Genomic DNA, 21,128 nt, shown 5'->3' with positions numbered 1-21,128 from the left:
GATAAGATCATATTAAGGTCATTTGCCTCCATTTCAAGAGAGATCTGTGGGTGACGAATGCTGAGTCGGCTTTGAGTCAGAATGCTTTTCTGGGTCATCGAAACACAGTGGTGGCAGCGTTCGTTCTCAGGCAAGTGCTGGTGGGTCATGGCACTGACCACAGCGTATGTATCGAAATTAGCGAGTTTATGCAAAAGACATAAACTCGCTAATTTCAATACACATCGCGAACAGGACTGATGAAAACGAGCTGTGCAGAGCAAACGAGGCTGCAAGTGCAGCCCCTTTTGTACATTTTCTACGCGTCAGTCCCTGCCAAGCTCAGCGGATAGGTTTCGGCGGCGCATGAGCTGATAGGCCGCTGGAATGACAAACAGCGACAGCAAGGGCGCCGTGACCATACCGCCAATCATCGGGGCGGCAATGCGGCTCATCACCTCGCTGCCGGTACCGCTTCCCAGAAGTATAGGTAACAAACCAGCGATAATCACCGCCACGGTCATGGCCTTGGGTCGAACGCGCTGCACAGCGCCTTCACGAATCGCGGCCATTAACTCGCGTTCTGTGTCGTCACCGAGGTCTTGACGCTCGGCCCAGGCATTTTTCAGGTAGAGCAGCATGATCACGCCAAATTCGGCAGAAACGCCGGCCAAGGCGATAAAGCCGACCCCGGTGGCAACCGACAGGTTGAATCCCAAAAGATAAAGAAACCATGCACCGCCCGTGAGGGCAAATGGCAGCGTGGCCATAATCAGCAGGGCCTCGTCAAAGCGGGCAAATGTCAGGTAAAGCAGCACGAAGATGATCAGCAGCGTGGCAGGGACCACCAGTTTTAGTCGTGCGTTGGCCCTCTCAAGAAATTCGAACTGACCTGAGTAGCTCAGGCTCATGCCGGGCTGCAACTTGACCTGCTCGCTGACGAGCCGGCGCAAATCGGCGACTACGGAGGCAATGTCCCGGCCGCGCACGTCGATGTACACCCAGCCTGAAGGCCGTGCGTTTTCACTTTTGAGCATCGGCGGCCCGTCGTTGACCTTGATCTTCGCCACTGTGCCAAGGGTGATCTGGCTGCCTAGCGGGGTGTAAATTGGCAACTGCTCCAAAGCGCCAAGCGAATCCCGCCACTCCCGAGGGTAACGGACGTTGATAGGGAAGCGTGCAAGCCCTTCAATGGTCTCGCCCACATTTTCACCGCCGATAGCGCCGGCCACGATTGACTGCACATCGGCGATATTCAGTCCGTATCGGGCGGCGGCTTCTCGGTCGATATCCACGTCGATGTAACGTCCACCGGTTAATCGCTCGGCCAGAGCCGAACTGACACCGGGTACGCCCTTGGCCACTCGCTCGACCGCTTGAGTCGCGGAATCAATCTCCGTCAGATTGGTGCCGGCAATCTTTACACCAATCGGACTTTTGATCCCCGTAGCCAGCATGTCGATTCGGTTGCGAATCGGTGGTATCCAGATATTGGTCAGCCCAGGAACCCGCACCACTCGGTCCAGCTCCTCCACCAGTTTTTCCTGAGTCATGCCTGGGCGCCATTGCTCCTGTGACTTGAACTGGATAGTGGTTTCGAACATCTCCAGCGGCGCCGGGTCGGTGGCAGTTTCGGCACGTCCCGCTTTACCGAAGACATGTTCGACCTCCGGCACGGTTTTGATCAGGCGGTCGGTCTGTTGCAGCAGTTGCGCCGCTTTATGTGCGGACAATCCAGGCAGGGCCGAAGGCATATAGAGCAGGTCGCCCTCATTCAAAGGCGGAAGAAACTCGCCACCCAAGCGCGACATTGGCCATAGCGCACTAAAAAACACCAACGCCGCCACCAGCAGCGTGATCTTCGGTCGCCGCAACACTGCATCCAGACCCGGCTGGTAGATCCGGATGAGCCAGCGGTTCAGCGGGTTGTTTTTTTCACTAGGAATCCGTCCCCGAATCCAATAGCCCATCAACACCGGCACCAAGGTCACTGACAATCCTGCTGCTGCGGCCATGGCGTAGGTTTTGGTAAAAGCCAGCGGGCCGAACAACCGCCCCTCTTGCGCTTGCAGGGTGAACACCGGAATGAACGAAAGGGTGATGATCAACAAACAGAAGAATAGAGCTGGTCCAACTTCAGCCGCTGCTTCGGTCATTACATGCCAATGACGCTCACCCTTCAGTTCCTCACCAGGATTGGCGACGTGCCAGGCCTCAATCTTCTTGTGTGCGTTTTCGATCATTACCACAGCAGCATCGACCATGGCGCCGATGGCGATGGCTATCCCGCCTAAGGACATGATGTTCGCGTTAATCCCTTGGTAGCGCATGACAATAAAGGCCATCAGCACACCGACCGGCAGGGAAATGATCGCCACCAGGGACGAGCGCAGGTGCCAAAGAAAGATCCCGCAAACCAATGCGACAACGATGAACTCTTCGATGAGCTTGTGGCTGAGATTTTCCACAGCACGGTCGATCAGCTTGCTGCGATCGTAGGTGGTGACGATTTCCACCCCGGCCGGCAGGCTGCTTTTCAGTTCGTCGAGTTTGGTTTTGACCGCCGCAATGGTCTCGCGAGCATTCTTACCGCTGCGCAAAATCACCACGCCGCCAACCGTCTCGCCTTCGCCGTCGAGTTCGGTGATGCCACGGCGCATCTCCGGCCCCAACTGGATCGTGGCGACATCGCCCAAGTTCACCGGCACACCGCCCGATCCCAGCTTGAGTGGGATCGCCCGAAAATCATTGAGCGTCTTCAGGTAGCCGGATGCACGCACGATGAACTCGGTCTCTGCCATCTCCAGCACCGCGCCACCCGTTTCCTGATTGGCCTTGCCGATCGCTTCGGTCACCTCGGCCTGCGTAATACCAAGGCTGGCCAGTTTGAGCGGATCAAGCTGCACCTGGTACTGCTTGACCATGCCGCCCACAGTGGCCACTTCCGCCACATTGGGCAGGGTCTTGAGCTCAAACTTTAGGAACCAGTCCTGAAGTGCGCGTAGCTGCGCCAGATCATGCCCGCCAGTGCGATCCACCAGCACGTACTGGAAGATCCATCCCACGCCTGTCGCATCTGGCCCCAACGCCGGTTTGGCGCTGGCCGGCAAGCGGCTTTGTACTTGGCTCAAGTACTCCAACACCCGCGAGCGAGCCCAATACAAGTCAGTGCCGTCTTCGAACAGCACATAGACAAAGCTGTCACCGAAGAACGAGTAACCACGCACCGTCTTGGCGCCTGGCACTGAGAGCATGGTGGTGGCCAACGGATAGGTGACCTGGTTCTCGACAATCTGGGGTGCTTGTCCAGGATACGGGGTGCGGATGATCACCTGCACATCGGACAAGTCTGGTAGCGCATCAATGGGCGTGCTCTGCACCGACCAAATGCCCCAGGCCGTGATGAACAGCGTCGCCAGTAGCACCAGGAATCGGTTGGTTACTGACCAACGAATCAGGGCGGCAATCATGGCTGGCCCCCTGATTTGTCCAGACGCTCAACGCGCAAGCCGTCGTCGGTCTGATTCACACCTATCCGGACCTTGTCGCCCGTTTTAAGGCCCTGCATCAGAGCGGGATTGGCGAGCGGGAACGTCATCGTCATGCCAGGCATGCCCAGCGTCTTAAAAGGGCCGTGAGCGAGAGTGACTTCTTTATCGTTGATCTCAACGATTTTCCCATCCGCTTCATGCAAACCGGCGGCGGCACTGGTGGGTGAAGGTTCCGCTGATTTGGCAACGATGCCTTTAAGACTGGCCTCTGAGTCGAGCAGGAACTGGCCAGAGCTAACCACTTTTTGGCCCTCTTCCAAGCCTTTCAATATCGCCGTCTTGCCATCGCTTTCCTGCCCAAGTTGCACCTCCACGGGACGATAGCGACCGGCGTCTTCAGCGAGCATCACCAGAGCACGTCGACCGGTGCGAATGACCGCCTCGCTCGGCACCCACAGCACACTTTGCTCCGTCGCGCGATTAAGGCTCACGCGTGCGGTCATGCCCGGCCTGAGACGGCCTTGCGGATTAGGCAATTCGACGCGCACGCGAAGGGTGCGACTATCGGGATTGGTTTCTGGAAGAATCGCGCTTACCACGCCGTTGAGCACGACGCCTGGGAACGCGGCCAAACGCGCCTCAGCCACTTGGCCCAGCTGGATCGACCCGGATTCAGTCTCCGGGACCGCCAGAGCCAGCCAGACGTTACTCAACCCATTCACGCGTGCCAGCGTTTGGCCGGCAGCCACTGTCATACCTTCGCGCACATCGAGTTCTTGCAACACCCCACTGATAGGGCTGGTGAGGGTCAGGTTCGGTTGGACTTTGCCACTGCGCTCTACTTGAGTAATCGATGCCGCCGGCATCCCGGTAAGCCGCAAACGCTGGCGAGCCGCTGCCAGCAAGCCCGCATCGCCGCTACGCTTGAGTGCGAGAAACTCCTCCTGAGCCGCAGCCCACTCCGGGACAAGAATATCCGCCAAGGCGGCGTTGGCTTTGATCACATCGCCAGGAGCATGGGCATACACGCGCTCGACGAAACCCGCCGTACGGGCCTGGATGACGGCGACGTCACGCTCGTTGAAGGTCAATACACCGACAACGTCCAGACTCGAAGCAAACACACCTCGATTGACCGTAGCCAGTCGCACACCAAGATTCTGGGTCAGGCTTGGATCAATGCGAACAGTGGCGCTGTCCCCCTTGCTATCCGCGTACTGAGGGACCATCTCCATGTCCATGAAGGGCGACTTACCCGGCTTATCGAATTTCTGTTGTGGGTACATGGGGTCGTACCAATACAGAACCTTGCGATCGACTGATGGCTCCGGCTTCGGCTCCGATGCTGCATCCGGTACTGCGCTCACCCTCGGTTGGGCCAACCAGTAACCACCGGCAACGCCCAAGGCAATTGAGATGCTGACAACAAAAACCCCTTTCCATGTTCGAGAGATCATTGAGCGGACTCCCCATAGGCGAAATACAGGCGAGCGCTGGTGAGAGCACGCTGCTCTTCAACATCAATCTGCTTGAGACGGGCTTCGATAAGCTCGCGCCGAGCGGCCACGACGGAGTTCAGATCGCCTTTGCCGGCGCGATAGCTGGCCATAGTGAGCTCGACCTTTTCTTTAGCCAAAGGGAGCAGGCTGGTCTTGGCTCGATGAACGGCGCGGTTCAGGCGCTCATAGTCCGCTAACTCATCCTCCAATTGCTGGGTGTGCTCGCGTGAAAGGACTTCACGCTCAGCCTCAAGCTGATTGAGTTCCGCATGCTTGGCTGCGATTTTTGGGTTTTGTCGCGAGTCAGGAAACAGTGGTAGATCCCATGAAAACTGCACGCTGACCATGTCGCCGAACTCTCGGCCGCGATGCTGATAGTCGACTTCCCAGCTCCAATCAGACCGCTTTTCCGCTTCGGCCTCGCGGACCCTGGCCTGCGCTTCGCGGGTCATTGGGGCAAACGCAGCCAATTCTGGGTGATGTTGAACCTTATGAGAGTAACCAGAGGCTTCTACAGGCCATTCAGGCAAGCTGCCCACGGGTTTATCGTTTGCGGCTGGTCCAATCCAGCGCTTCAAAGCTGATCGGGCTTGCGATCGCTGGCGAATCAGATCGTCCTGCTGCTCTTCCAGTTGTGCCGCCTCCTGTTTGGGCGTGACGGCATCAGCAGGTTGAGCGCGGCCACCGGCAATCTGCGCGCGGACGGTATCGGCCAGCAGGCGGTTTTCCCTATAGAAGTCCTGGAACAGCGCGTCTTTACGCTCAACGGAATAGCTGCTGATCCAGGCCAGCGCCGTGGCCTGACGAACCTTTAGACGTTCGACCTGACGCTCAGCGGCAGCGCGCTCAATGGCTGCATCAGCAACCTCAATTCGGGCTTTTCGTTTGGCGCTGTTGGGCATTTCCTGACTGACACCGACCATTTGCATGGTCATGAAGTCCTGATCGATGCTCCAGCGATCCGGCCCCCCAATGGGATAGTTCTGTATACCTACCAGCAACTTGGGATCGGGTAGTTCCCCGGCTGGGATGGCTGCGCTAGTGGCGGCACGAATTTTTGCATCTTGTGCAGTCAGCGACGGCGCATTGGTTTCAGCCAGTTGCAAAGCATCATCGAGTGTCAACGCAGCAGCGAAACTCGGCGTGGCCAATACGCTTGCCGCCAAGATGGCCACGAGGGGCCGCCCTGTGCAATAGCACTTGGATTTCATGTTCACGATTCCTGTGATGATCCACTGCGTGCTTCATGAGAGATGCACGCAGATATCCCATACCGCCTGACGCGGAATGAGGCTCAGTGTGGTACAGGAATCAAATGCGGGGAGGTCGCCATACCCCTGATGGGGTTTGCACAGGATGGGAATCTATGGAGATGGACGCTGCGAGGGGGCTCGACAGGGTCACCGGAGGCTTGATGATGGAGACTTGCAGCATGCCGCCGGTCTTGCACTCCTGGCCCGGCTTACAGGGTTTACCGTGCTCGGTTGGGCTTTTCATGTCATGGCAGCAGTCTTGGCCCATGCCGTCCATCATCGCCATGCCCATGGTTTGCATGGGGCACGGCTCTGTCGGCGCCTGAACACCCGCCATCCCGCTGAAGGGAAGCGCCAGGCTAATCAGGAAAATCAGGCAAAGCCGTAGATAGCGTGTCATGGGCTGAAGTGTAGCCAGTAGAAATGGTGCTAACAATCACGTTCTAGGCTTCTTGGTTAGCTGCCAGAAACCTCTATTGCGCGCTCATTTCCATTTCAGGACTTAGCGTGCCTAACCATGCGACAAGACAGATGATGAGGATTGCCATCAGGAATTCGAATTTCATGCTGCGGCGCAAGGCATTGACCGCTACAGAGTATTGACCATTGCGAACCGAGCGCTCCAATAGCGGGCTTAAGTGAAAGCGGTTCAGCGTCGCTAAAACGATCATCCCGGCAAAGAGCAGGATCTTCAAAAACAGCAACTGACCATAGGTACTGAGCATGACCTCATCAAGGTTGGGACCGACGATGAAAAGATAATTTACAACTCCCGTAACGCTTATGATCGCAACAATCACACCGCCGGCCGACTCAAAGCCAGTCAGCACGCGGGCAAGAATACGTGCTTCCTCCTCACCCTTCAGCGATTTCAACCGCAGCAGTAGAGCGAAGGCCGCTAGAGCACCCAACCAGCCACCTGCCGCTAATAAATGGAAAATGTCGCTGAGAAAATGCCAGTAGCGGCGGCTGCCTTCGTCCATGGCACCATGCCCTGTCCAGGCTAGCGTGGCCAACGCGATTGCTCCACAGGCGGTGACGATCCAGAGGCTGGGTGTCGGATATCGTTTATTCAACGCGACGCCCAGAATTGCCCCCACCAAGGCGGCTATCCGAACCATCCAGGTCAACCCAACATCGGTGCCCATGATGACCATTTCAAAAATGTGGTGATGTAGCTCCATAAGCTCCGATACACCGCTCATTGCTTTTGCAAGCAACAACATCGCAGCAAGGGACAGAGCTACACCTGCAATAGAAGTACCGTAAAGAAGCGACTCAAAGTTCAAGACCGTGCCCGATACCCTTTCCTTTCCCCTGAGACTGTACAAGCCGAATATGGCCAGTCCAAATAACAACATCAGGTCAAAATAGAGAGCAAAGCGAACCACGATATTTAATGAGTCGCTCATGGATCATTTCACTTTGAATGAAAAGTTGCCGGTGATCGGGTGGGTGTCCGAAGACACTGCACGCCATTCAACTTTGTAGGTACCGGTGGTCAGCGGTGCAGCCGGCGTAATCACCATCGTTTTCGGATCACCACCAGCAGCGACAGCGGCCTTTACACCCATGGGGGAGTTAGGCATGCCAGGCATGTCGGTCATGATCAGCTTTGCACCGGAAAACTGAGTGGTGAGATTCTCAGAAAAATGCAGTTCGATTTTCGACGGAGCCGCCGCATCCGAGCCTTCTGCCGGAGTGGAAGAAAGTAGTTTCGGATGTGCCTGGGCCACTGCACTCAGAAGCAAACCAGCAGTGATTGCAACGGCCACGGACGTAGTTTTAAGGAATGACATGCAAGACTCCTCACAGCAAGCGCTGTTGATTCGAGGTTTTTTGGGAGGAACTAGTTTTTAATTTCTTTAAAAACCACTGTTGATTAACTCGGAGCCCCCGTCCTCTTCGCCAGGTTGAACAGGAGAAACTCGCTAGCCCTAACGTTACAGTGCGAGAACACGATGCCACACGATCACAAACTGTTCGATTACATTTCAGTCAGCTTGATCCGATGTTTGGCATCTAGTCGTTGAGCGTAGCAAGGCCTGGAAAAGAGACGGCATACCGCAGGACCGGGGAGTTAAATCGATCTACAAAATCCGCAGAGGCGTAGCTAAGCGCAGAACGCCAACCCGCCGATGATCACAAATGTTCGTCGCTCAGCTAACCGTTGAATCGACGGCCGGAAACTCAAGATGAAAAGCCGTTTTCCCGTCGCCTGACGTACACCAGATCTTGCCATTGTGCGCTTCGACAATTGATCGGGTAATTGACAGACCTAGCCCTGCGTTGCTCGGACTTCCTTCTCGCCGCGCTGGGTCCACGCGATAAAAACGATCAAACAGCTTTTCAAGGTGTTCGGGGGCAATGGGCTCACCATAGTTTTCCACGACAACCGTTACCGACGCATCCTTGTGCTGAATATCGACACTGATTGACGTCCCTTCATAGGTGTAGCGCAGCGCATTTGAGAGCAGATTGGAAATCGCTCGGTGGAGCATAAGAACATCACCTCGCACGCTCCCCCGTCCTGAAACCTTGAGCTCGATCCCTCGTTCATCAGCCAACAGGCGGTAGTACTCAAGCAATTTTTCCACGACAGCCACCAGGTCTATTGGCTTGCTCTCGTGCGTAATTAGACCATTGTCAGATTTCGCCAGAAAAAGCATGTCATCAATCATCCGGCTCATGCGCTTCAAGTCATCAAGATTGGAGTACAAATTGTCTTCGTAGTCCTCGATGTTTCTTTTTCTCGAAAGCACCACTTCAGTGTGGGTCATCAAGTTGCTCACGGGGGTCCGTAGTTCGTGGGCAATGTCTGCCGAAAAGTTGGATAACCGGACAAATGCATCGTCGAGCCTGGATAACATGGCGTTGAACGACAACACCATCTGTTGAAGCTCTTTCGGAACGGGTGCCAGGGGAATACGCTCCTTGAGTGATTTTGCTGACATGGAGGCAGCAACCCGTGTGACCTGGCGGATAGGCCGCATGCCACTGCTAGCTACCATCCAGCCGAGTGCAGCACTGACCAATGCGCTGATCACCAACCCTATCCAAAACCATCGTTCGAGCGTCTCGAAAAAGGACATATGCTGCGTAACGTCAAAAATCAACATGACAGTTAATGGCCTTTCTTGTCCCGTCACTACGGATTGCGCAGTCACACCACGGAACATCTGCTCTTGCTCCCGCCATTCCCAGACGGTTGTGTTTGTGGTTGTTCGAAACGCCTTCGGAACGTCGACCGGGCCGGGATCCGCAAACAGCACCTTGCCGTCGCCATCGATGATAAGCGCAGTCAAATCACGGTGTGCGCCCAGCAGCGCTTCTAACTCCGGTTTAGCCTCGCTGAATTGATCGATGTTGCTCAGCCCGGACAAGATCCGCTGGGTCGAGTGGAGTTTTTCGTACAATGCCTGCTGATCCAGCATCTTGAAATGATGCCGGCTGAGGTTATTGAAACTGAGTCCGGCGACCGTGAGCACGGCCGTTACCGCGAGCATAAACATCAGACTCATACGAGTCGTCAGGGACATCCGGTTCATCACGACTCCGAATCTGGTGCATCGAGCATGTAACCCATTCCCCTTGAGGTATGAATCAACTTGACCTCAAAATCGTCGTCTATCTTGGCCCTGAGCCGTCTCACTGCAACCTCGATAACGTTGGTATCGCTGTCGAAGTTCATATCCCAAACCTGGGAGGCGATAAGAGACTTTGGCAGCACCTCCCCTCGACGACGCAGCAGAAGCTCAAGCAACGCGAACTCTTTGGCCGTAAGGTCTATGCGTTTGCCTCCTCGGATGGCTCGACGCTTGAGCAGGTCCACTTCAAGGTCAGCCAGTTTCATAAAGGTTTGCGAAGGTGCGCTGCTACCGCGACGCAGCAGCGTTCTGACTCGAGCAAGCAATTCAGAAAACGCGAAGGGTTTGATCAGATAGTCATCCGCACCGAGTTCAAGTCCCTTCACTCGGTCTTCAACGCGGTCTCTGGCGGTGAGAAAAAGCACCGGGACGTCTTTCCCGGAAGCGCGCACCTTCTGCAGGACTTCCCAGCCATCCAAACCCGGCATCATGACGTCGAGAATCAGCAGATCATAGGCTTCGCTCAAAGCGTGCTGAAGCGCCTCTTTTCCATTCGTGAAACGGTCGACATTGAACCCGGCCTCGTTGAGCCCTTGCTGCAAATAGATACCTATTTTTGGTTCGTCTTCAGCGACAAGAAGTCTCATGAGGTCGTTCTCAGATAAAGGTTAAGCGGAGTCTGCAACGAAAACTGGCAGCCAACCAGCAACTGACAGAAAAGTAATCTTGGCTTCAGGTAGATGTCAGCGAGTGCTGGCTAGGGTTCAGACATGAGCACTTCATTGGTGCTCGACCGACCTCTGAGCGATGAATCGTATGGAAGTCGGATTCCCTCATGAGGAGCTACCCCGATGAACCACCTGAAAATGCTGTTTTTTGTAAGCTCGATACTGGTCTCGGCTTCTGTGTGGGCTGAAAGCGGCGGAGATCGTGTGATTGAGCGTATGGAAGGTTTGCGCGACAAGGCCGAGGCCACGTTGATGAAAGCTGAACAAGCCCCTGAAGGAGAGCGTCACGTCCACATGGCAGAACACATGAAGATGCTTGGCGACATCATGAGCCAGCTCCACAACGATCACCCAGATGCCTCAATGTCACCCCAACAGCATCTAGCCTGGATGGAGAAGCACGACAAAATTGTTGACGACGTTTTGCGCCAGATGCAGCGCGAGCACAAATTGATGCTTTCAGAAAACCATCAATAAACGCCCCCAGGATAAGTACTTGTCAGCATCTTGTTGCGGCGTCAATTGGACGCCGTATCTATTTAGAAAACTGACAAAGAAGTAATGCCCAAGTCAGTTAGCTGGCAGCTGAGCATCATTAGCATAGCCAATGTTCCCACGTATTCCTGAGGTCACCATGAAAACTACGCTCGCTACCCCGTTCATCGCAGCAATGACCCTTTTTTTCGCTGCTACGGCTATGGCTAATGCTGGGCATGGACAAGACGACATAGGCCAGCCTGGTGTGGCCTCTGACGTTACCCGCACTGTAGAGGTCGAGATGGGCGACATTTTTTTCAAGCCTAAAAGCATCGACGTAAAACCTGGTGAAACAATCCGCTTTGTCCTTCGCAACGAGGGTTCGCTGCTGCATGAGTTCAACATCGGCAAAGCCGCTGCTCATGCAGCACACCAGAAAGAAATGGCAAGCATGTTCAAGAACGGAACACTAAGCCCTACCGGTACCGGGAAGATGAGCGGCATGAGCCACGGCATGGGCGGAATGAAGATGGTCGCAATGGAGCATGACGACCCTAACAGTGTCCTGATTGAGCCTGGCTCAACCCAAGAGCTGATCTGGACCTTCAACGACAGTGCAGGGCTTCAGTTTGCCTGCAACGTGCCGGGGCATTACCAATCGGGAATGGTCGGCGAGTTTGATCTGAAATAAACCGGAGTCGGCTATTTCTGCCGGCCCGACGCAAGAGTTGGCTACGCTAAGTCGCAAGTAACATAGCAACGCTTACTCAGCCGGGGTCCGTGCGGAAACATCACCGCACCACTGTGGAGCCGCAAATAATCGTTGTACTGAATATGCTCATTTCTAGTAGCACCTTACAAGGGGAATAGACATGCCTACCACCTCTGGCCATCACGACCATAATCACACCCATGCTGCTTCCCGGGATGATGCTGATCTACATGACCCGGTGTGTGGAATGGCAGTCACTTCGTCGAGTAAATTTGCTGAGACTTACCAGGGACAGACGTATCGGTTCTGTAGCCTGAAATGCCAGGAGAAGTTTCGAGCGGACCCTGAGCGCTACAGTGGCCACGTGGCGCGCGACGAGTCAGGCAGCACAACGCCGGAGTCTGCGGTACAAACGGGCGCTGAATTTACGTGCCCGATGCATCCTGAAATACGGCAGACCGGACCCGGTAACTGTCCTAAATGTGGCATGGCACTAGAGCCTGTCATGCCGGCGCTTGATGAAGAAGAAAATCCTGAACTCCGGGATTTCAATCGCCGCTTCTGGTGGTCGCTGCCCTTAACCGTGGTCGTAACCGTGCTCGCGATGGCGGGTCACTCGTTACAACTTCTTCATGGTTCAGCTCAAAACTGGATCGAGTTCGCTCTGGCGACACCCGTGACCTTATGGGCAGGATGGCCTTTTTTTGTAAGGGGACTGGCCTCGGTTAAAAATCGCAGTCCCAACATGTGGACTCTGATTGGGTTGGGCACCGCCGCAGCTTATCTGTACAGCGTCATAGCAACGCTCTTCCCCCAAAGTTTTCCCGCCAATTTCATGCAAGATGGACGTATCGGCGTTTACTTCGAAGCGGCAGCGGTCATCATCTCGCTCACGTTGCTTGGGCAGATCCTTGAGCTCAAAGCCCGATCACAAACTTCCGCCGCCATTAAATCTCTTCTCGGCCTTTCGCCCAAAACTGCACGTCGGATCAATGCCGATGGCCAGGAGGAAGATATTCCTCTCACCCATGTGCACCTGGGAGACCACTTACGGGTCAGACCAGGTGAAAAGGTGCCAGTTGATGGTTCGGTACTTGAGGGTGAAAGTGCGGTGGATGAGTCGATGCTCACTGGCGAGCCAGTCCCGGTAATGAAGAAAGCTGGAGATAGCCTGATCGGTGCCACGCTGAATACGCATGGAAGCCTGGTAATGGAGGCGCAGAAGGTCGGTGCCGAAACCATGCTGTCCCAGATCGTACAGATGGTCGCGAGAGCTCAGCGTTCCAAGGCTCCGATGCAACGAATGGCCGACTCGATTGCCGGCTACTTCGTGATGGGTGTTATCACGATTGCGATAATGACATTTATCGGTTGGGGGCTTTTCGGCCCTGAGCCCAGTTGGGTGTTTGGTCTAATCAACGCTGTCGCCGTGCTGATCATCGCTTGTCCCTGTGCGTTGGGACTTGCTACGCCTATGTCGATCATGGTGTCGACAGGTAAAGCAGCAAGCATGGGTGTTTTGTTCAGAGATGCCAGTGCGATTGAGAGCCTTTGCAGAATCGACACGCTGGTTGTCGACAAGACAGGCACCCTGACAGAGGGACGGCCCGTGTTTCACAGCGTGGAGGCCACTCCCACCTTCAATCGCGACGACGTCCTTCACCTGGCTGCCAGCCTTGATCAGGGCAGCGAGCATCCTTTAGCACATGCGATCGTCGATCACGCCAGATCCGAGAACATCAAGCTGACCAAGCCGGAATCCTTTGAGTCTGATTCGGGTATCGGGGTCAGTGGCGTTGTCGATGGCAAAAAGCTCCAGCTGGGGAACACCGCGTTGATGGAAGCCGCAGGCGTGACCACCAGCCCCCTACAAGAGCGCGCTGAGGTATTGCGACTTGACGGCATCAGTATTGTCTACCTCGCCGTCGACGGCGCATTGGCAGGTTTGTTGGCCGTCTCAGATCCGATCAAGCCAACCTCAAAAGAGGCCGTCACCAAGCTTAAGGCTCACGACGTTAAAATCATCATGGCTACTGGGGACGGGCTTACTACCGCTCGGGCTGTCGCTAGGGAAATGGGGATTGAAGAAGTCCACGGTGAAGTCAAACCCCAAGACAAGGAGCGCCTGGTGGCAGACCTACAGCAATACGGGCGAAAAGTGGCCATGGCGGGTGACGGTATCAACGATGCTCCGGCCCTAGCGCGAGCAGATGTGGGGATAGCCATGGGAACGGGGACAGACGTGGCGATGAATAGCGCGCAACTCACGCTGGTAAAAGGTGACCTGATGGGGATCTTACGAGCACGAGCTCTTTCGGTCGCCACAGTTAAAAACATGCGCCAGAATTTGGGCTTTGCTTTTCTCTACAACTCAATGGGTATACCTCTTGCCGCTGGTTTGCTCTATCCATTGACGGGGCACCTCCTGTCGCCAATGATCGCTGCCATAGCCATGAGCGTCAGTTCTGCATCTGTAGTTTTCAATGCATTGAGGCTGAGGAATACCCGAGTTGACTGACCTTCAAAATTGCAGCGGTTTTAACTCGGGGGAATGGCTATCCATGTGCTTTCTTCAGTCCCTTTAAGCGCGCATTCGCCCGTTGCACAGCGGCCATTTTTTCAGGCCGCTTCATGCGCTTCCACTTTCTGATGTCTTCCTTGCTTCGCCCGCAGCTCACACACAGATCACCACTGAGTTGGCAAACCGAGATACAAGGATTCTCGATTTCTTTTGCCATGGTCAGTCCCCCTTAGCTTTATGTAGTTGAGCCATGCGACGTTTCCAGTCGCCTATGTGCGTGCGTTGGCACTCTTGCTCCGAGTCAAAGCGGACATTGCGGTCTGAAACAGGCAGGTCAAGATTGGCCTCTTTCAAGGCGATCGCCGTCAACTCAAAGATGCGGGCCTTCGCATCAATCTCGGCCCGCTTCCTGTCAGCCAGGGTTTCGAACACCCAGATGACCTTTAGGGTTTCAGCCAACGCACTTAGGTCAGCGGTGTGAGTGAGCCAAATAAAGCCCTTTATCTCGTCCTTTGCTGTTTCGCACGCGTCGGTGAGCGTGACGATCAACTGGCGCTCGATTCGAGCCAGCTCACGTTTACCGGGCGGCATCGGTGTTTCCTATAGAGGCTGTGCTGGACAGGCGCTGAGTCATGTTTGTCGGAACTCGACGGTCAGGTGGCTGACTTCGTGAACCGGTTTGAGACGTTCACGAATGCTGTCGGCGTTCACAGTGGCTTCACCTAGAACGCTGACGATCGCCGCGCGCGCTTGAGGACCCACCCTCCAAACGTGCAAGTCTGTAATGGTAGCGCCACCCGGTTTCTCAACGAGTTCGCGGATTTCCTCGGCAACGTGGGCGTCGGTCTGATCGAGCAACACGCCCGCAGTTACCCCCATCAAGGTCCAGGCCCAACGCGCGATAACGATAGCGCCGACGATACCCATGACCGGGTCGAGCCACACCCAGCCCAGATACCGACCGGCAAGCAATGCAGCGATGGCCAGAATCGACGTCAACGCGTCTGCAATGACATGGACATAGGCCGACCTCAAGTTGTTGTCGTTTCCGTTGTGGGCATGAGGGTGATCGTGGTCGTGGTCGTGGTCGTGCCCATGCCCCAGCAGCAGGGCACTGACAATGTTGACGAGCAAACCGACAACGGCGATGAGGGTCGCGGTGCCAAATTGAACCGGTGTTGGCTGCAACAAACGCATGACCGATTCAACGCCAATGCCCAACGCAACAATGCCGAGAATCAGCGCCGAGGCGAACCCGCCCAAGTCTCCAACCTTTCCTGTACCGAAACTGTAGCGCTGGCTGGTAGCGTGGCGTTTTGCGTATCCGTAAGCGGCCGCCGCGATGCCCAATGCGCCGGCATGGGTTGCCATGTGGAAGCCATCGGCCAGTAACGCCATCGAACCCGTGATATAGCCGGCGGTGATCTCCCCGATCATCATTACCACCGTGAGTGCTACAACCCAAAGCGTACGCTTGGCATTCTCGTCGTGCGCTGAGCCTAGAAACACGTGGTCGTGTGTGTAATCGATGTCTGTCCTGCTCATACGTGTTTACCTGGATGCATTCACTTGGAGTACCGGCGGATAGCTTCAAGAAGCTCTTCGACGCCCTTGTTACGCTCTTCTTCGCTGAGCGCAGGGTTCGCGACATGCTCTCGTGCGTGATCCTCGATGATCTCTTCCATCAGCCCGTTGATGGCACCCCGAGTGGCCGCAACAAGATGGAGTGTCTTGGCGCAGTCGAGATCCGATTCCAATGCTCGTTCAACAGCTTGAATCTGTCCGGCAATACGTTTTACGCGTTTAAGAAGATCGTCTTTGTGTGATGCGATGTGGCCCACGTGATACCCCCCTGGCTATATTAGCTCGCATGATAGGCGTACCCCCTATACCTATGCAAGGTTCGCGGGAGGACAGATCAAAGCTTTTTGACGGAACGAGAGGCTTACAAAATCGAGGGATCAAGCAAGAGAGCCGCAATGTGCCGTTAGGCGACCTCAACCGACCAGGGCCATAGGGCGCACTGGTCGAATCCGTTCAAACGGTAGTGAGCTGATTAACAACCGGGTGGTCAAGTTTGTGAAATTTCTCGAAATGACGCTCACGGCCTTGATTAGATAATTGTTGACCTTGCCACGGTGTCAACGTCGATGCTTTAGCTGCGGGGAAAAGACACCGCTCAGCACGAGGATAATTAACATGGTCGTCTTAGATGTATCAGGCATTGGTTGCGGCAGCTGCGTCGGCAAAATCACCAGAGCGATCCAGGCACTGGACGGCAACGCTACGGTCTCAGTCGATCGATCAACCGGTAAGGTGAGTGTTGAAAGTAGCGAAAACGCGGAACAGCTTCGTAAAGCTGTGGAGGCGGTTGGCTTTCCTTCCAAGATCAGCCATTGAACGGAGATTCCTGCTCCTAAGTAGAGCGCCGTCTGGAGGAGAATACCTCTGAATCTAGGAGTACTTAAGCTGCTGTGTCGGTCAAAATGGGCTCGCATGCGCCTGCGCTGCTAGTCACCGCGCAGAGCTTTGAGCAAACCCTTGAATGCTCCATTCAACCGAGTAAAAGCCGCGTTGAAACGTATTGCGTTTTCTGTGTATTTGGCGACCTCGACCTGCTGATCGACAGTATTTTGGTCCAAGGCAGGCTGAGCCGGCGTGCTGTAAAGCAAGTCGCGCCCGTATATAGCCACCGCCGATTCTTTCTTAAGAAAATGCTTTGCGTTTGTTGTTTTCAAAGAAAACGCAGTGGTAGCAGGTTCTTTGGTTTGGCTGGCGAGCACAGTAGAAAAATCCAAGTCCTGGGCTTTGAAGTTCGGAGTGTCAGCGTTCGCGATATTGTTACTCAAGATCTCAGCTCTTTGGCCACGATAAACTAACGCTCTTTCTGCGGAGCCTAATGCTTTCTCAAAATTAATGCTCACAATTAATCACCCTCGGTGGCATTACTATCTTCTGTGATCATTGAACATTCAGCTGTTGCAGCAGCGCATTCAAGTCTCCTATTAATTTTAATGGAGAGACCTAGAACATCGCCTCCGTGAGAATTAATGGAACCCAAAGCAATGATTACACTTCAATCTTATATTCAATAAAAGTCGCGCAATGCGAAAAGATGGAGACCATACGTATTAAATAGCGTGTACTTCAAGAAAAATATCCCAAACTGACACAACTGTAATATTGGCCTAAGCTTCCTGACAGGGGGTGTCTCTTATAGTCCAACTGAGTCTATTGCTCACCCCCAAAGAGTCCAATCCATGATGTGATTCAGAGGGGATATTTTCACACATCTGAGGTAGCCCATATGAACACCATCAAAACCTTGTTCGTCGTCGCAGCGCTGACTGTTTCCACTCTGGCCATGGCTGAAGGCGGTGGTGACCGGACTTTCGCACGTATGGAAGTGGCCAGGACGAATTCGATGGAATCGTACCAGGTAGCTCAAACGCAGAGCGCTCAACCGCCTGTCGCTGAAAGCAAAGCCAAAGCGATGGATCATAAAAACTGCTGAACGATTAGGCACGCGGCCAAGCTGACAGAAATGTAATCACGAAGGTGGTTTAGATGTGGCAATTTCTAAGCTCGCCTGCAATGAAAAATTCGTCTTTTTTTCGGTAAGCGAAGCTCATCTTGCCAACTCACGGGTTGATTTGAACGGCTCCCTTTTGACTGATTGGAAATAAACGGCATGCATTCCAAAACCTCTAGACGGACATTCGTTAAAGGCCTGGCCGCCGGCGGCATCCTTGGCGGCCTTGGTCTGTGGCGCACTCCTGTATGGGCAGTGACCAGTCCAGGCCTGCCGAGCGTCCTCACCGGCAACGAATTTGATCTGTTTATTGGTGAAACGCCGGTAAACATCACTGGCTCGCCGCGCACAGCCATGACCATCAATGGCTCGTTGCCGGGGCCTTTGCTGCGTTGGCGCGAAGGGGAGACGGTCACTCTGCGCGTGAAGAACCGTCTGGATCAAGACACCTCCATCCACTGGCACGGCATTATTTTGCCTGCCAACATGGATGGCGTACCGGGTTTGAGCTTCCACGGCATCGCGCCCGACGGCATGTACGAATACAAGTTCAAGGTGCATCAAAACGGCACGTACTGGTACCACAGCCATTCTGGGTTGCAAGAGCAGGCAGGTGTTTACGGGCCAATAGTCATCGATTCGAAAGAGCCTGAGCCGTTTCAATACAATCGCGACTATGTGGTGATGCTGACTGACTGGACCGATGAGGATCCTGGTCGCGTCATGGCCAAACTCAAGAAACAATCGGACTACTACAACCACCACAAACGTACCGTGGGCGACTTCATCGACGACGTCAGCAAGCAAGGTTGGTCTGCTGCCGTCGCCGACCGGAAAATGTGGGCCGAAATGAAAATGAACCCCACTGATCTGGCAGACGTCAGCGGGGATACCTACACCTACCTCATGAATGGCCAAGCGCCGAACGGCAACTGGACCGGTATTTTTAAGCCTGGCGAGAAGCTGCGCCTGCGCTTTATCAATGGCTCAGCGATGAGCTATTTCGATGTTCGCATTCCTGGTTTGAAAATGACCGTGGTGGCGGCCGACGGCCAATATGTCCAACCAGTCAGTGTCGATGAATTCCGCATCGCCGTGGCAGAAACCTATGATGTGATTGTTGAGCCTGCCACCGAGGAGGCTTACACAATCTTCGCCCAGTCCATGGATAGAACCGGCTATGCGCGGGGGACCTTGGCAGTTCGTGAAGGACTGAAAGCACCGGTACCGGCGATCGATCCGCGTCCGCTGTTGACCATGGATGACATGGGCATGGGCGGTATGGCTGGCATGGACCATGGCAGCATGGCTGGCATGGGCGGCGGCGATATGAAACCGGGTGACATGTCAGGTATGGCTGGCATGGATCACAGCAAGATGCAGGGAATGGACGAAGGTGGCATGACCGGGATGACCGGCATGGACAGTGGTGACATGACTAATATGGCCGGCATGGACCATAGCAAGATGGCAGGTATGGACAAAGGTGACATGTCCAACATGGCCGGCATGGACCACAGCAAGATGGCGGGGATGGACAAAGGTGACATGCCCAACATGGCCGGCATGGATCACAGCCAGATGGGAGGCATGGGGGGCATGGGAGGCGAGATGCAATCTCACCCAGCTTCCGAAACCAACAACCCGTTGGTTGACATGCAGGCCATGAACCCAACGCCAAAACTGAACGATCCAGGTATCGGTTTGCGGAACAACGGTCGACGCGTGCTCACTTACTCAGATCTGAAGAGCACTTTCCAGGACCCTGATGGCCGAGAGCCCAATCGCACCATTGAGCTGCATCTGACCGGTCACATGGAAAAGTTTTCCTGGTCCTTCAACGGCATCAAATTTTCTGATGCTGAGCCCCTTCGCCTCAAGTACGGGGAGCGTCTTCGCATCACCTTGGTAAACGACACCATGATGACGCACCCCATCCACCTTCATGGAATGTGGAGCGACCTTGAAGATGAAAACGGCAAGTTCATGGTACGTAAGCACACAATCGACATGCCACCGGGTACCAAGCGCAGCTATCGAGTCACCGCCGATGCTTTAGGTCGCTGGGCCTATCACTGCCACCTGCTTTTCCATATGGAAATGGGCATGTTCCGTGAAGTACGGGTTGATGAGTAAAGGAGACGATCTGTGAGCACACACCTAAATCGTAAATCGCTGGTCGGTTGCCTCTTTGCCTTTGGCCTGATGGGTGGATTCTCCTGCGTAGCATTGGCAGTCGAAGAACGTGGTGATCCTTCACCTGCTACTTCTGCGGATGCGCCGAACAAGACTGCGACCACGTCAAACGAGGCAACGCCGAATCACGCGACGATGCCTCATACCAAGATGCGCCATGAGTCGATGGATCATGACCAAGAAAACAAGAAGGCGGATTGAGATCATGACCAGGAATTTTTTACGCCCAACGTTGATGGTATTGGCAGTTTCTACGAGTCCTGTCTTCTTTGCCGTGGCTCACGCCGCTGAAGAGATGGATCACTCCAAGATGAACCATGGCTCCATGGGAGCGATGGACCATAGCAACATGGGGGCTATGGAGCACAGCAAGATGAAAATGGACGACGGTCAAATGACCGGCATGGAAAGTATGGATGAAGGGACGACGACAACCAGTCGAACCCCTATCCCCGTTCTTACCGATGCTGACCGTGCAGCCGCCTTCCCAGATGTCGCTGGTCATGGTGTCCACGACAAAACAATCAACTCTTTCATGCTGCTGGATAAGTTTGAATACCAGGATGCTGACAACGGTAGTGCGTTGGCCTGGGATGCGAAAGGATGGATCGGCGGTGACATTGATCGACTGTGGTTGCGCTCGGAAGGCGAACGTACCAATGGCGTGACGGAAAGCGCTGAATTATCCGCGCTCTGGGGGCACTCCATCGGACCGTGGTGGGACGTCGTCACCGGTGTACGACAGGATTTCAAACCAGGGTCCCCTCAAACCTGGGCCGCACTCGGCATTCAGGGCATGGCCCTCTACAACTTCGAGGCCGAAGCAACTGCCTACATCGGTGAGAACGGTCAATCGGCTGCTCGACTGGAAGGCGATTACGACATTCTGCTGACGAATCGATTGATCTTGCAGCCGACGGCCGAGGTCAATTTTTATGGGAAGAATGACCCTCAGCGCGGCATCGGGTCCGGATTAGCCAACACCGAAGTGGGGCTCCGATTGCGTTATGAGATTGTCCGCCAATTTGCCCCTTATATCGGGGTGAGTTGGAGCCGTTCCTATGGCAATACGGCAGACTTTGCACGTGAGGAAGGTGAAGATGCCAGCGAGGCACGCTTTGTCGCCGGTATACGGATGTGGTTCTGAGAACCG

21 protein-coding genes are annotated in these 21,128 nt (G+C 54.7%); 8 read left to right on the top strand and 13 right to left on the bottom strand.

Annotation, left to right across the window (positions count from 1 at the left end; genetic code table 11):
* Positions 1-305 precede the first annotated feature (305 nt).
* The 8 genes from ACYASS_RS25160 to ACYASS_RS25125 all read right to left on the bottom strand — a co-directional run bounded on the left by ACYASS_RS25160 (position 306) and on the right by ACYASS_RS25125 (position 10,456).
* Positions 306-3,449, bottom strand: a complete 3,144-nt coding sequence (locus ACYASS_RS25160) for an efflux RND transporter permease subunit (RefSeq protein WP_206403300.1) — start codon at positions 3,447-3,449, stop codon at positions 306-308.
* Complete coding sequence (locus tag ACYASS_RS25155; RefSeq protein WP_463588096.1) at positions 3,446-4,927, bottom strand: efflux RND transporter periplasmic adaptor subunit; 1,482 nt, start codon at positions 4,925-4,927, stop codon at positions 3,446-3,448. The genes ACYASS_RS25160 and ACYASS_RS25155 overlap by 4 nt, the downstream gene beginning before the upstream one ends.
* Positions 4,924-6,180, bottom strand: coding sequence for a TolC family protein (locus ACYASS_RS25150; protein WP_243241218.1), 1,257 nt, complete (start codon positions 6,178-6,180; stop codon positions 4,924-4,926). Before ACYASS_RS25150 ends, ACYASS_RS25155 begins: the two co-directional genes overlap by 4 nt.
* A 100-nt stretch (positions 6,181-6,280) precedes the next feature.
* A complete protein-coding gene (locus ACYASS_RS25145) occupies positions 6,281-6,622 on the bottom strand; it encodes a hypothetical protein (protein ID WP_080377434.1) in 342 nt (113 codons plus the stop codon).
* 73 nt (positions 6,623-6,695) lie between these two features.
* The gene (gene copD, locus ACYASS_RS25140; protein WP_024014908.1) at positions 6,696-7,634 is read right to left on the bottom strand and encodes a copper homeostasis membrane protein CopD; all 939 of its coding nucleotides are present in this window, start codon (positions 7,632-7,634) and stop codon (positions 6,696-6,698) included.
* Between the two features lie 3 nt (positions 7,635-7,637).
* Positions 7,638-8,021 (bottom strand): copper homeostasis periplasmic binding protein CopC, encoded by a 384-nt coding sequence (gene copC / locus ACYASS_RS25135; RefSeq protein WP_024014909.1) that lies wholly within the window; start codon positions 8,019-8,021, stop codon positions 7,638-7,640.
* A 360-nt stretch (positions 8,022-8,381) separates the two neighbouring features.
* Positions 8,382-9,770, bottom strand: a complete 1,389-nt coding sequence (locus ACYASS_RS25130; protein ID WP_243241216.1) for a heavy metal sensor histidine kinase — start codon at positions 9,768-9,770, stop codon at positions 8,382-8,384.
* Positions 9,770-10,456 (bottom strand): heavy metal response regulator transcription factor, encoded by a 687-nt coding sequence (locus ACYASS_RS25125; protein WP_019816984.1) that lies wholly within the window; start codon positions 10,454-10,456, stop codon positions 9,770-9,772. Before ACYASS_RS25125 ends, ACYASS_RS25130 begins: the two co-directional genes overlap by 1 nt.
* Before the next feature lie 204 nt (positions 10,457-10,660).
* Here ACYASS_RS25125 and ACYASS_RS25120 point away from each other — a divergent pair, with 204 nt between their 5' ends.
* The 3 genes from ACYASS_RS25120 to ACYASS_RS25110 all read left to right on the top strand — a co-directional run bounded on the left by ACYASS_RS25120 (position 10,661) and on the right by ACYASS_RS25110 (position 14,244).
* Complete coding sequence (locus ACYASS_RS25120; RefSeq protein WP_024014911.1) at positions 10,661-11,014, top strand: co-regulatory protein PtrA N-terminal domain-containing protein; 354 nt, start codon at positions 10,661-10,663, stop codon at positions 11,012-11,014.
* Positions 11,015-11,171: 157 nt separating this feature from the next.
* The gene (locus ACYASS_RS25115) at positions 11,172-11,705 is read left to right on the top strand and encodes a cupredoxin domain-containing protein (protein WP_019816982.1); all 534 of its coding nucleotides are present in this window, start codon (positions 11,172-11,174) and stop codon (positions 11,703-11,705) included.
* A gap of 181 nt (positions 11,706-11,886) precedes the next feature.
* Positions 11,887-14,244, top strand: a complete 2,358-nt coding sequence (locus tag ACYASS_RS25110) for a heavy metal translocating P-type ATPase (protein WP_463588095.1) — start codon at positions 11,887-11,889, stop codon at positions 14,242-14,244.
* A 37-nt stretch (positions 14,245-14,281) separates the two neighbouring features.
* Here ACYASS_RS25110 and ACYASS_RS25105 read toward each other — a convergent pair whose 3' ends face one another.
* From ACYASS_RS25105 to ACYASS_RS25090, 4 genes are read right to left on the bottom strand one after another with little or no spacing between them, the layout of a single operon-like run.
* Entirely contained in the window at positions 14,282-14,464 is a 183-nt protein-coding gene (locus ACYASS_RS25105) for a DUF1289 domain-containing protein (protein WP_024616838.1), read from the bottom strand.
* Between the two features lie 2 nt (positions 14,465-14,466).
* Positions 14,467-14,838, bottom strand: coding sequence for a hypothetical protein (locus ACYASS_RS25100; protein ID WP_024014914.1), 372 nt, complete (start codon positions 14,836-14,838; stop codon positions 14,467-14,469).
* Positions 14,839-14,877: 39 nt separating this feature from the next.
* A complete protein-coding gene (gene dmeF / locus ACYASS_RS25095; protein WP_074759365.1) occupies positions 14,878-15,792 on the bottom strand; it encodes a CDF family Co(II)/Ni(II) efflux transporter DmeF in 915 nt (304 codons plus the stop codon).
* 20 nt (positions 15,793-15,812) lie between these two features.
* A complete protein-coding gene (locus ACYASS_RS25090) occupies positions 15,813-16,088 on the bottom strand; it encodes a metal/formaldehyde-sensitive transcriptional repressor (protein WP_073470825.1) in 276 nt (91 codons plus the stop codon).
* A gap of 358 nt (positions 16,089-16,446) precedes the next feature.
* Here ACYASS_RS25090 and ACYASS_RS25085 point away from each other — a divergent pair, with 358 nt between their 5' ends.
* A complete protein-coding gene (locus ACYASS_RS25085; RefSeq protein WP_047292961.1) occupies positions 16,447-16,647 on the top strand; it encodes a heavy-metal-associated domain-containing protein in 201 nt (66 codons plus the stop codon).
* Between the two features lie 110 nt (positions 16,648-16,757).
* Here the strand turns inward: ACYASS_RS25085 and flgB are convergent, their stop codons facing one another.
* Positions 16,758-17,171: a flagellar basal body rod protein FlgB gene (flgB, locus tag ACYASS_RS25080; protein WP_034115527.1), complete on the bottom strand. Its 414-nt coding sequence runs from the start codon at positions 17,169-17,171 to the stop codon at positions 16,758-16,760.
* A gap of 383 nt (positions 17,172-17,554) precedes the next feature.
* Here flgB and ACYASS_RS25075 point away from each other — a divergent pair, with 383 nt between their 5' ends.
* From ACYASS_RS25075 to ACYASS_RS25060, 4 genes are all read left to right on the top strand, one after another.
* Entirely contained in the window at positions 17,555-17,761 is a 207-nt protein-coding gene (locus ACYASS_RS25075; protein WP_019816895.1) for a co-regulatory protein PtrA N-terminal domain-containing protein, read from the top strand.
* A 177-nt stretch (positions 17,762-17,938) separates the two neighbouring features.
* A complete protein-coding gene (locus ACYASS_RS25070) occupies positions 17,939-19,915 on the top strand; it encodes a copper resistance system multicopper oxidase (protein ID WP_101159749.1) in 1,977 nt (658 codons plus the stop codon).
* Between the two features lie 12 nt (positions 19,916-19,927).
* Positions 19,928-20,176 (top strand): hypothetical protein, encoded by a 249-nt coding sequence (locus ACYASS_RS25065; protein ID WP_143170045.1) that lies wholly within the window; start codon positions 19,928-19,930, stop codon positions 20,174-20,176.
* Positions 20,148-21,122 (top strand): copper resistance protein B, encoded by a 975-nt coding sequence (locus ACYASS_RS25060; RefSeq protein WP_039593195.1) that lies wholly within the window; start codon positions 20,148-20,150, stop codon positions 21,120-21,122. Before ACYASS_RS25065 ends, ACYASS_RS25060 begins: the two co-directional genes overlap by 29 nt.
* Positions 21,123-21,128: the final 6 nt, after the last annotated feature.

It is taken from the genome of Pseudomonas sp. HP_14, assembly GCF_055283875.1.
The sequence above is the reverse complement of the archived record's forward strand: the minus strand, read 5'-3'. Positions and strand labels throughout refer to the sequence as shown.

Coding starts and splice junctions, on each gene's coding strand:
- ACYASS_RS25160 (WP_206403300.1), bottom strand. CDS start 3,449: ATGATTGCCGCCCTGATTCGTTGGTCAGTAACCAACCGATTCCTGGTG.
- ACYASS_RS25155 (WP_463588096.1), bottom strand. CDS start 4,927: ATGATCTCTCGAACATGGAAAGGGGTTTTTGTTGTCAGCATCTCAATT.
- ACYASS_RS25150 (WP_243241218.1), bottom strand. CDS start 6,180: ATGAAATCCAAGTGCTATTGCACAGGGCGGCCCCTCGTGGCCATCTTG.
- ACYASS_RS25145 (WP_080377434.1), bottom strand. CDS start 6,622: ATGACACGCTATCTACGGCTTTGCCTGATTTTCCTGATTAGCCTGGCG.
- copD (WP_024014908.1), bottom strand. CDS start 7,634: ATGAGCGACTCATTAAATATCGTGGTTCGCTTTGCTCTCTATTTTGAC.
- copC (WP_024014909.1), bottom strand. CDS start 8,021: ATGTCATTCCTTAAAACTACGTCCGTGGCCGTTGCAATCACTGCTGGT.
- ACYASS_RS25130 (WP_243241216.1), bottom strand. CDS start 9,770: ATGAACCGGATGTCCCTGACGACTCGTATGAGTCTGATGTTTATGCTC.
- ACYASS_RS25125 (WP_019816984.1), bottom strand. CDS start 10,456: ATGAGACTTCTTGTCGCTGAAGACGAACCAAAAATAGGTATCTATTTG.
- ACYASS_RS25120 (WP_024014911.1), top strand. CDS start 10,661: ATGAACCACCTGAAAATGCTGTTTTTTGTAAGCTCGATACTGGTCTCG.
- ACYASS_RS25115 (WP_019816982.1), top strand. CDS start 11,172: ATGAAAACTACGCTCGCTACCCCGTTCATCGCAGCAATGACCCTTTTT.
- ACYASS_RS25110 (WP_463588095.1), top strand. CDS start 11,887: ATGCCTACCACCTCTGGCCATCACGACCATAATCACACCCATGCTGCT.
- ACYASS_RS25105 (WP_024616838.1), bottom strand. CDS start 14,464: ATGGCAAAAGAAATCGAGAATCCTTGTATCTCGGTTTGCCAACTCAGT.
- ACYASS_RS25100 (WP_024014914.1), bottom strand. CDS start 14,838: ATGCCGCCCGGTAAACGTGAGCTGGCTCGAATCGAGCGCCAGTTGATC.
- dmeF (WP_074759365.1), bottom strand. CDS start 15,792: ATGAGCAGGACAGACATCGATTACACACACGACCACGTGTTTCTAGGC.
- ACYASS_RS25085 (WP_047292961.1), top strand. CDS start 16,447: ATGGTCGTCTTAGATGTATCAGGCATTGGTTGCGGCAGCTGCGTCGGC.
- ACYASS_RS25075 (WP_019816895.1), top strand. CDS start 17,555: ATGAACACCATCAAAACCTTGTTCGTCGTCGCAGCGCTGACTGTTTCC.
- ACYASS_RS25070 (WP_101159749.1), top strand. CDS start 17,939: ATGCATTCCAAAACCTCTAGACGGACATTCGTTAAAGGCCTGGCCGCC.
- ACYASS_RS25060 (WP_039593195.1), top strand. CDS start 20,148: ATGACCAAGAAAACAAGAAGGCGGATTGAGATCATGACCAGGAATTTT.